Consider the following 10111-nt stretch of genomic DNA (forward strand, 5'->3'; position numbering starts at 1 on the left):
TCCGAAGTCCGTTAATTCATGTAACTACATTATATTTTATCATCTATGCTAACCAAACCAACGAACGAAAACACGATGGACCGCAGTGAATTTATTCGCAGCCTCGGTCTGAGCAGCGCTGCGCTGATGTCATTCTATTGCCTGGGCACCCTTACGTCCTGCTCCGGTGGTGGTGACGATCCTGCCCCCGGTGGCGGCACTACCACCCCGGTTACCTCGCCCGGCCTGACGGGCAATGCGGAGGCCAGCAAAGGCGCTATCAGCTTTACGCTTGATCTAACCAGCACCGATTTCAGCAAGCTCAAGACACAGGGCGAATTTGTTCGGGTAGGCGACGTGCTGGTGGCCAATACGAGCGGCAACAAATACGTGGCGATCCAGCGGTTATGTTCGCACGAGCGGCAGGATGCCGTTTCGTACCGGCTGTCGTCCAACGACTTCGGCTGTAGCGTTCACGGCTCCGTTTTTGCGCTCGACGGCAGCGTGAAAGTAGCAGCCGGAGGCCCGAGCCAGCCCGCCATGAAACTGTATAAAACGACGCTCAGCACCAACGGCAACTCGCTCCAGATAACCGCGTAATCCAGCTTTATCATTCTATATGACGTCCCTACGCCCACTTGCCTTTCTATCGCTGTTGCTGACGAGCCTGAGCCTGCTGGCGCAAACCCCGGCCACTGATACCACCTCCAGAAACGCCCCGGCGGCTTCAGATACCCTGCCGGCAACCGCCGATGAGTCGGCCAATGCCCTGCTGGAGGGGCTGGCTGACGCCAACGAAACGCCCAGTCTGCTGCCGCAGAAAATGATTTTCACCCAGCGGGCATTTTGGGGGCCGAAGGGTTTGCTGCGCGTAACGAACATGGCTCCGCTCTCATCGGCTGGGCGTGCTAAGGAACTCAAGATTCGGAGAACGATGCTGGTGGCGCACCAGATCGGCGGCTTTGTCACGCTGGCCGGCTTTGTGGCGCAGGGGCTTCTGGGCGCTAAACTCTATAACGCGAAGGGGCAGGAATACGCCGATACCAAAGTCTGGCACGAACGAATGGCCTCGTACATCAACGTTTCTTACGGCACTACGCTCGCTCTGTCGCTAACGGCTCCACCGCCGGTAGTAGGTGCCAAACGAGGGCTGAGCTGGATCAGAGTCCATAAATACCTGGCCGTAGTTCACCTGGCCGGTATGGTAGCTACCAATGTGCTGGCCCAGAAAATCCAGACCGACAGCAGCCTCAAACCCGTTCACCGGGCAGCGGCCTATACGACATTTGGTGCTTATGCGGCTTCTATTGTGGCCCTAACGTTTTAGAAATTATGACCCGTATCCTACTCTGCTTATTCGTCCTGTGCTTGTGGGGCTTTGCCGGGCCGCTGGCCAAGCGCAAACTCGTGGCCGACAAATCGCTGTCAACCGTGACCTACGCGGCCAAACACCCGCTTCACAAGTGGGAGGGCGTTAGTCATGACGTCAACTGCGCCATGATCTACAATGACGAGACCAAAACACCCGAGAGTGTGGCCGTTTCGATCAAGGTAGCCTCGTTCGACAGTCAGAACAACAACCGCGATTCGCACGCCATCGAAGTGCTCGAGGGGCTGAAGTATCCGAACGTTACGTTTGTCAGCTCGGGTATCAAAGCCAACGAAGACGGCACGCTGAGCGCCAGAGGCAATCTGACTTTTCATGGGGTAGCAAAGCCGGTGAGCGTACAGGTCACCCGCAAAGAGGCTGGTGGCAAGATGACACTTACCGGCGAATTTCCGGTCAGCCTGACCGAATACAATGTCGAGCGGCCGTCGCTGATGGGACTCAAGACCGATGACCTGATGACACTGCGGTTCGACCTCGTCTTTCCGCTGTAAACACAACCTATCTGTACCGTTTTGAGAGAGCCGCTTTTGCGGCTCTCCTGTTTTAGGGCAACGGGTTACGCCCCGCCTTAGTAACTGATTCCTTCGTTGTATTTGAACAGCGCGTAGTTCGCGCCTTCCCGATAGCCAGGTACATCTTCGCGCTGCTGGCTGGCGGCCGACTCTGACAGGGGCGTAGTAAACGGCATCTTACCCGTTGGTTTGAACTTGCCCGTAACGATATCCAGCAGTGCTTCTGGGGTGGTGCCGAATGTAGCCAGAACGGCTGGCATGTTGCTGTTCGTAGTGGTGTTATAGACCTCGTCGATAATCCATGGATTGGTGTAGTTGAGCGCCAGGATCGTCGGTTTTTTGGCTGCCAGCGCGTTGATGTAGCCTACTTCGACTGCGCATTTGGATAAAGCCAGCTGAAGTGGTGACCCGTCGGACCCAAACAGCGGCTGCATGGATGGCGCGATCCACAGCAGGATAACGTCGGCCGCTTCGGGGGTGTTTACAAACTCAACGGCGTACGCCTGGGGGTTGGCGGGTGCATAAACCGTTCCCGGACCCGTAGGCGGAGTGCCGTACTTTTTCTGGTACGATTCGAAATACACTTTTGTCTTCGCCTTCAGCGGCAGGGTCCGGGCTTCGTTACGCAGTAACACAATGGACTTACGCAGGGCCAGATTGGCCCGCTCGGTGAATCGGGCGTTACCAACCAGCTTTTCGGCTGCGTCCTCGTCAACGTACGGGTTCTCAAACAGGCCAAGCAGAAACTTCTCCCGCAACAGCCGCAGTACCGAGTCATCGATCAGCGCCATGTCGACCATGCCGGTCTGCACCGTTTCGAGCAGTTTAGCCGGGTTGGCATTGCCGGAATACAGGTTCACCCCCGCTTCGAGGCTTTTTTTGTAGCGCTCTGTCAACGACAGCTTCTCTACCCCCCAGGGCATCATATCGATCGGGCCCGTGTCGGAGTTGATGATGCCCGTAAAGCCCAGCTCTTTCCGAAGCAGATCGCTCAGGATACCTTTGTTATACGCATAAGCCACCTGTTCGTATTTCGTGCCGACTGGCATCGAGTAGTAGGGCATAATAGACGAGGTGCCTGCTTTGATAGCGGCTTTGAACGGAATGAGGTTGTTTTCCAGCATACCTCCCGGGAAAACCTCTTCTTTGCCGAACTCGAAATGCGGGTCCTGTCCGGCTTTGGTAGCTCCCCCGCCCGGAAAATGCTTGGTCGTGAGCGCAACCGACGCTGGTCCCAGGGTTTTGCCCTGAAATCCCAGCACAATTTCGGTAATCATCCGCCCCGCCCAGTCGGCATTTTCGCCAAATGTACCGTCGACCCGTTGCCAGCGGGGTTCGGTGGCAATATCGGCCATGTACATGTACCCCTTCCGAAGTCCCACAGCGGCCCATTCCTGGCGGGCTACGTCGGCAAACTCCCGAACCAGTTCCGGATCGCGCATGGCCGATAGCCCTAGTTCGCCCGGCCAGACCGAAAAAACGGTTTTGCCGACGCTGGTGCCCATGGCGGCCGAAGCGGTGATGTGATTGCGCGGGTTCGACGCCACAATGGCCGGAATACCCAATGGCTGACTCTCGCAAAGGGCCTGTAGCCGGTTGGCCCACTCGGCCGTTGTTCGGGCGCTTACGTTGGCCCGCAGAATGAAATGGCGCAGGTGAAACTGAGTAACCCCTTTGGTGGTGCCAGCCGCGTTCATGACGGGGGTTGGCAGCGGCCGACGGGTGAATATGTTCGAACTCTGAACGATATCGTCCTCGCTGAATTCGCTGGTGATGGGTCCGGTGGGCGCCGGCTGATTCGGGCCGAAGCCGGAGCGTTCGTTTTTCAGGCGGGTATCGCTGATCAGCATAAACCCTACTTTCTGCTCGACCGACATTTTTGCCAGCAGATCCCGACTCCGTTCTTCGGCCGACAGGCGCCAGTCCTCATATCGGTCCAGCTGATTATTTCGGTTCAGGTCTTTAAACTTCAGTCCGTTCAGCGTAAGAACACGAACGGTTCGGGCACCCAGTACGGGCTGCTGCACGCGCGACTGGGCATTGACCGATGGGGTAGCTGTTGAGACTGACAGCATCAGCATCAGCCCCAGATAAATGGGGGTACTATTCATGGAGCAGACAAGCAGGTTAAGGTGGTTATGAGCGAAATAGCCAGCCGCTGGCCAACCCGGTTGCAGTTGGTACAAAATCGGCGAAGCGCTGAACTACAGCTCGTTGGTTGCTGAAGGGCCCAACCGGCCGAATCTACTACCTGGCTGGACTCCGGCTTATTCATCGACAGGTAGATCCGCAGCGGACCTACAGCTCTGTCTCTATCAGGTTGGAATTGTATACGACTATGTTCTGAATGTATCCACCAGCCCTGCAACACGCCAGGTTAGGGCTGCGTACAGACAGTACAATACATAGTCATTCCGTCTGTTCTTAAAAACCAGCTTATGCCAGCAATCTTCCGGAAGCTTTTCCTAGTGTCAAGTCTGTTCGTAGCCCTGTATGCCTGTAACTCGTCAACGAACGACGCCGTCAGTCCAACGGCAACGATAACGGGCTTATCCTGCGGGTCGGCTACGTTTTCGGCCACAGCCCTGAGTGGTACAGCCTATACAGCCACGGCTACCCTCCCTTACACCGGCGGAAATGGAGCCGCTTACGCAGCCGCTACCGCCATTGCTTCCACTGGCATTACGGGGCTGAACGCTACGTTACAGGCCGGTACACTGGCCAATGGGTCCGGCAGTCTGACCTACTCATTATCGGGCACGCCCAGCGGTTCCGGAACGGCTACTTTTGCTATCAGTTTTGGTGGTCAGTCATGCAATCTGGCCCTAACGGTGAGCGCGTCGACCCCCAGTTCCAATACCGCCAACTGCACAACCGCAACCGGGGTTGCCAACATCGTTTGCCTGGCTGAAGCGTTTAAGGCAACTTTATCGGCCTCGCAGCTGGCAACGGCCCAGCTCGCCTACACCCGTGATAATGTTGTACGCTGGTCTAATCTGCCCCAGGCCCTCTACCAGGCCAAGCGACTGGGCATTGCGTTCAGTTCGTTATCAGCCACCCAGCTGGCGGCTGCCAAAGCCCTGGTTCAGGCGGCTACCGGCTCGCAGGCGGGTGAAGGGTATGCCGAAGTACAGCAGCTATTGCTGGCCGACGATTATCTGAATGCAAACGGAGGTGGCTCAACCTATGGCTCCGGCAATTATTACATCGCCCTGCTGGGAACGCCCTCGCTCACCGATGCCTGGCAACTCCAGTTTGGGGGCCATCATCTGGCGGTAGCGATGACGTATAAGAATGGAACCGTTGTGGGAGCGACTCCGTATTTTGAAGCGATTGAACCGGCCTCTTTTGTTAGTAATGGCACAACCATTCAGGCAATGGGGAATGAACAGGCCGGTATGGTAGCCATGCTGGCAGGCTTATCGGCAACGCAGCTGACTACGGCGAAACTAACGACATCGCTGACCGACATCCTGATGGGCCCGGGTAAGGACGGCCAGTTTCCAACTGCCAAATCGGGGCTGGCGGTTAGTGGACTTACCACCGCGCAGAAAGCCCTGGTTCTGGCAGCCATGAAGCCCTGGGTGCAGGACGTGGATAATGCAACGGCGGCTGAACTGCTCAAAACGTACGAGAGCGAACTCGACCAGACCTACATTGCCTATTCTGGCACAACGGCGCTTAACAGCAACGGCGATTATGCCCGAATCGACGGACCAAGCGTCTGGATCGAGTTTTCGGGTCAGGGCGGTATTGTGATCCGCAACGTTACCCATTTCCACACCATCTGGCGGGATCGCAAACGCGATTATGGCGCCAACTTCACATTCTGATGCAGCTCGCTCCCCAACCGTTGCGTGGCCTGTATTACTGGGTGCTGGCTACGTGTATAGTGTGTATAGCGTTTACACCGGCAAACCGGTTGTCAGCGCACCCTATGCCCAACTCAGTCGTGCTGCTGACCGTTCAGCGCGACCGTATCGACGCGACCGTTCAGCTACCACTCAGCGAATTACAGTTTGCCTTCGGTCATGCCGTTAACGATAGTTCTGCCCGGCTGATAACCCGTTTTGGTCCGCAGCTCAGCGCCTACCTCCGGCAGCATATCCGCGCGGTTGGTCCGGGAGGGCAGCCCTGGTCGGTCGGTATCGGCGCTCTGTCGGTCGACTCCAGCACGAATTCGATCAATGGTACTTACCGCGAACTGGTAGCTCACTGCTGGCTCAAACCACCTTCCGGCGCTGATCTGCGCCAGTTTACGCTCTACTACGACGCGATCGTTCATCAGGTGATTACGCATAAAATACTGGTTTCTGTGCGTCAGGATTGGGCATCGGGGGCGTTGGCCGACGAAAGTCCCGTTCAGATAGGTCTGATTGAACTTGACATACCCAGCGGCACGGTTCCGCCCCTGGCCGTTAGGCTGAAGCCTGGAACTCTATATACGGGGTTTCAGACAATGGTCGAGCTGGGCGTTCAGCACATTGCCGAGGGTACCGATCATCTGCTTTTTCTGCTGGTGCTCCTACTGCCGGCACCCCTGCGGGCCGGGCGTCAGCGGTGGCATCCGGACGGCGGTGTGCGCTACAGTCTGATCCGGCTACTCAGGTTAACGATGGCTTTCACGCTGGGGCATTCGCTCACCTTGCTGGCAGGCACGGTTGGGTGGTTACGGGTGCCGGCCCAACCCGTTGAGGTGTTGATTGCGGGGTCAATTCTGGTTTCGGCGATTCACGCACTCCGCCCGTTGTTTCCGGGGCGGGAGGGCTACGTAGCGGCTGGTTTCGGGCTTATCCATGGCCTGGCTTTTGCCGACACGCTAAGTAACTTATCGCTCGATCCGAGCCATCTGGCACTTAGCCTGTTGGGGTTCAACCTGGGTATAGAGTGCACACAGGTATTCGTTATCGGACTTGTTATGCCCTGGCTTATAGTTCTGAGTCGCAGTATGGTATACACAAGGGTGCGATTATCAGGCGCCCTCTTTGCTTCGGTTGCGGCCCTGGCCTGGATCGCAGAACGACTGTCGGGACAAACCAATTGGCTTACTACCGCGGTTGAAACGCTGGCTCGCTATGCCCCGCTGTGGTTGCTGTTACTGATCGTAACAACGCTGCTTGTTTATTACCGGCAGCGCCAGTCGCAGCCGGTTTCATAACCGGGGCATTGATGGCGATTTAAACCCGCTGGTTAGTCGATGCCCGGTAATCGGTTGGCGACAGGCCGGTATGTTTGCGGAAGAACCGGGCAAAGTAGTTCGGGTAATCGAACTCCAGCAGGTAGGCTATTTCGGATACCGTATAGCTGGTATAAAGCAGGTACTTGCGGGCTTCGTTGAGCCGATGTTCCTGCACCAGTTGCAGCGCCGACTTCCCGGCTACGGCCTGACAGATTCGGTTGAGATGAACAGGGCTGACGGCCAGTTCGTCGGCAAACTGGCCAATACTGTGCCGACCGCCAACCTGCCGGATCCGCTGCTGAAACGCCCGAAAATAGCGCAGGTACGGATCGTCCGGCCGGTTTTCGAGGTCGTGGTTCTGCTGCCAGATTCGGTATAACACAATGAAGAGCCGCTGCAGACAGGCCTGCACCATACCGCGTTTTTCGGGTCGGTCGTCGAACAACTCGTCGTCGATATGCCGGATCAGCTCCTGAACAGTCTGGGGCGAGTACGCCCCGTCGAAGACCGTCAGACACTGCACATGACCCAGCATGGAAGCCACGCCCGACGAAGCCGGAAACAGCCCGTCTATCCAGGTATCAGACAGGGTCAGAATATGGCCCGTTACGTCAGCACTGTAGACAAAGCCATGCAGCGCCGTTGGTGGAATCAGCAGGAGGCAGGGGCCCTCCAGCTGGCGCGTTCGACTGGCGTCTTTAAACTCGACGCGTCCGGAAAGAACCAGGAATACCTGCAACAGCCGGGCGTGAATGTGGGGTTGTATGATCCAGTCGAACGTACGGCTGCGCGTTTCGATCAGTTCCGAGAACAGGTATTCGCCGTCGGCACCGGTCATTGTTTCTCCGTAAAGTCCGTCGTACTGAGTAATGCGCATGGAAAAGCGTTTTGGCCTAAAGATGGCTATAAATACCTACATTGACCAGGAGCAGGCTAGTCCGGTGCCTGCCCGGTCCATCGGATCTGCATGTTCGATTTATGTCTGAAAAAAGCCGAAACGTATCCTGATGACCCGCCCTGTCGCCAGCAACTTTGCCAGCTGTGCCAGTCATTATTTTGATGTATTCTTTCTCTCATAATCTTATGTACGTGACCCCCTTTGCCCAATCAGTAAAATGGATGCGTAATTTGGTCCGGCTGGCCTGCCTGATGGGTTGGGCGGGTGTATTGCTGGCTCAACCGCCGGGCATGCCGCGCGGAGGACCTATGGGCAAACCCAACACCCAATCCATTAGTCGGAAATGGCTCAATGTGCCTTATGCAGCCCAATCACCCGCTCAACAGCTGGATATTTACCTGCCCGAAACCGGCGCAGGGCCCTTTCCGGTTATTGTTGCTATTCACGGGGGAGCGTTCAAAATGGGCGATAAAGCCGATGGACAGCTTACGCCCATGCTGGAAGGGCTCAAACGAGGCTATGCGGTGGTCAGTATCAACTACCGGCTGAGTGGAGAAGCCATCTTCCCGGCGCAGATTCAGGACGTAAAAAGAGCCATACGCTTCGTTCGGGCCAACGCCAGAACCTACAAACTGAACCCCAACAAGCTGGCTACCTGGGGCGGCTCGGCAGGCGGTCACCTGGCAGCTATGGCCGGAACAACCGGCACCCTCACGGACTTCGACGATCCGAGCGACCCGAACGTGGGTCAGCCTGCGCGGGTTCAGGCCGTTGTCGACTGGTTTGGCCCGATCCAGTTTGATCAGATGGACGCTCAGTTCAGAGCCAGCGGCAAAGGTCGTCCTGACCATGACGCGGCCAACTCACCCGAGTCGGCGCTGATTGGCAAACCCATCCAGGAAGCTCATGATCTGGTCAAACGAGCCAGTCCCGCTACCTACATCAGCCCGGCATCCCCGCCCTTCTTTATTGAGCACGGCACCGAAGATCCGCTGGTGCCGACTGAGCAGTCGAAACTACTGGCAGCTGCGCTTCAGGACGTACTCGGCCCAGCCAGCGTATCGCTTACCCTGCTTGAGGGAGCGGGGCACGGTGGTCCTCAGTTCAATACGCCGGAGAACCTGGCGAAGGTATTTGCGTTCCTTGACAAACACCTTAAGTAGTTTTCCGGGTTTGGTGCTATTTTGAGCAGAATCGTCACTTAAACATCCATGAAATCAAAAAACCTTGTTAGTCTGTCGGTTGCGGCCGTCTTTGCAGTCCTTTCCGTAACGGGTCTACTCATCTATCTGGGCCAGGGTAACCATACCATCGACCATACCCACGCCTGGTTTGGCGTTTTGTTTTTCGGTGCGGCCGTCTTTCACATTATCAACAACTGGTCGTCGATCAAAGGGTATTCGGTCAGCCGGCGCACTAATAGCGTTCAGCGCGAACTGATTATTCCGAGCCTGATTACGGTTGTGTTCGTGGTCGGTATCGCGGCCGACTGGCCGGTGTTCAAAGACCTGGCCAACGCGGGAAAGAAAGCGTTCGGACGGGGTAAACCCAAAAAAGAGGCTCTGTCGCAAACCGCCGTCGACTCTATTGCCCGACGCCTGATTGCCGATCATGACAAGGTCGACGCACAAAGCATCCGGTTCGATACGACGGCCGTACTGGGCGAGAACGTCATTGTGGCGCAGGGCACAGCCTCACACGCCAAACCGGACACCACCACCTTCCGTTTCACCGACGTTCTCTCGCTGGAGGGCAACCAATGGAAGGTCGTGGCCGGCCAAACCGGCCCCCGTTAATATCGTTCGGTAACCGGACTTATCGTTGGCGAAACGATTTCGTATAAATGCCCCGCCCTGCCAGTGGATTTATTCCTGGCAGGGCGGGGCATTCGATTCCCCCCGTCAGGGGTAAACCCACTGACGGGGGGCGGTCTGCCAGTGGGTTTACCCCTGGCAGTACCATCCAGTTTGATCAGGTGTTTCCAAAGGACCCCGTCAGGGGTAAACCCCCTGACGGGGTCCTTTGGAAACATGAGTCATCCCGAATTTTGAGTGATGGCAAAGACTACCATCAAGGCATTCGAGATAGCTACCCGTAACCGATAAATCGGCACTGAAGCAGTTCGGTGCCGATTGCCGGTTCTGGGTACCCAG

The 10111-nt window shown here is 56.6% G+C and carries 9 protein-coding genes; 7 read left to right on the top strand and 2 right to left on the bottom strand.

What is annotated here, in order from left to right; all coding sequences use genetic code 11:
* Positions 1-45 precede the first annotated feature (45 nt).
* From EQG79_RS17920 to EQG79_RS17930, 3 genes are read left to right on the top strand one after another with little or no spacing between them, the layout of a single operon-like run.
* Positions 46-579, top strand: coding sequence for a Rieske 2Fe-2S domain-containing protein (locus EQG79_RS17920; RefSeq protein ID WP_129602939.1), 534 nt, complete (start codon positions 46-48; stop codon positions 577-579).
* 19 nt (positions 580-598) lie between these two features.
* A complete protein-coding gene (locus EQG79_RS17925; protein WP_236648560.1) occupies positions 599-1306 on the top strand; it encodes a hypothetical protein in 708 nt (235 codons plus the stop codon).
* 5 nt (positions 1307-1311) lie between these two features.
* Positions 1312-1860: a YceI family protein gene (locus EQG79_RS17930; protein WP_077919307.1), complete on the top strand. Its 549-nt coding sequence runs from the start codon at positions 1312-1314 to the stop codon at positions 1858-1860.
* A 77-nt stretch (positions 1861-1937) separates the two neighbouring features.
* On the opposite strand, the gene EQG79_RS17935 is transcribed toward EQG79_RS17930, so the two are convergent.
* Positions 1938-3992, bottom strand: coding sequence for a glycoside hydrolase family 3 protein (locus EQG79_RS17935; RefSeq protein ID WP_394343314.1), 2055 nt, complete (start codon positions 3990-3992; stop codon positions 1938-1940).
* Between the two features lie 327 nt (positions 3993-4319).
* Between EQG79_RS17935 and EQG79_RS17940 the strand changes: the two genes are divergently transcribed.
* Together EQG79_RS17940 and EQG79_RS17945 are read left to right on the top strand one after the other, a co-directional pair.
* On the top strand, positions 4320-5714 hold the full coding sequence (locus tag EQG79_RS17940; RefSeq protein ID WP_129602941.1) for a DUF3500 domain-containing protein: 1395 nt from the start codon (positions 4320-4322) through the stop codon (positions 5712-5714).
* 104 nt (positions 5715-5818) lie between these two features.
* Positions 5819-7039 (top strand): HupE/UreJ family protein, encoded by a 1221-nt coding sequence (locus EQG79_RS17945; protein ID WP_129602943.1) that lies wholly within the window; start codon positions 5819-5821, stop codon positions 7037-7039.
* 19 nt (positions 7040-7058) lie between these two features.
* On the opposite strand, the gene EQG79_RS17950 is transcribed toward EQG79_RS17945, so the two are convergent.
* Complete coding sequence (locus tag EQG79_RS17950) at positions 7059-7937, bottom strand: helix-turn-helix domain-containing protein (protein WP_077919310.1); 879 nt, start codon at positions 7935-7937, stop codon at positions 7059-7061.
* Between the two features lie 242 nt (positions 7938-8179).
* On the opposite strand from EQG79_RS17950, the gene EQG79_RS17955 reads away from it, so the two are divergent.
* Both EQG79_RS17955 and EQG79_RS17960 read left to right on the top strand, forming a co-directional pair.
* On the top strand, positions 8180-9121 hold the full coding sequence (locus tag EQG79_RS17955; RefSeq protein ID WP_240699383.1) for an alpha/beta hydrolase: 942 nt from the start codon (positions 8180-8182) through the stop codon (positions 9119-9121).
* 48 nt (positions 9122-9169) lie between these two features.
* Positions 9170-9754: a DUF4405 domain-containing protein gene (locus EQG79_RS17960; protein WP_129602945.1), complete on the top strand. Its 585-nt coding sequence runs from the start codon at positions 9170-9172 to the stop codon at positions 9752-9754.
* Positions 9755-10111 lie beyond the last annotated feature (357 nt).

It is taken from the genome of Spirosoma sordidisoli (assembly GCF_004138325.1).
GTDB lineage: Bacteria > Bacteroidota > Bacteroidia > Cytophagales > Spirosomataceae > Spirosoma > Spirosoma sordidisoli.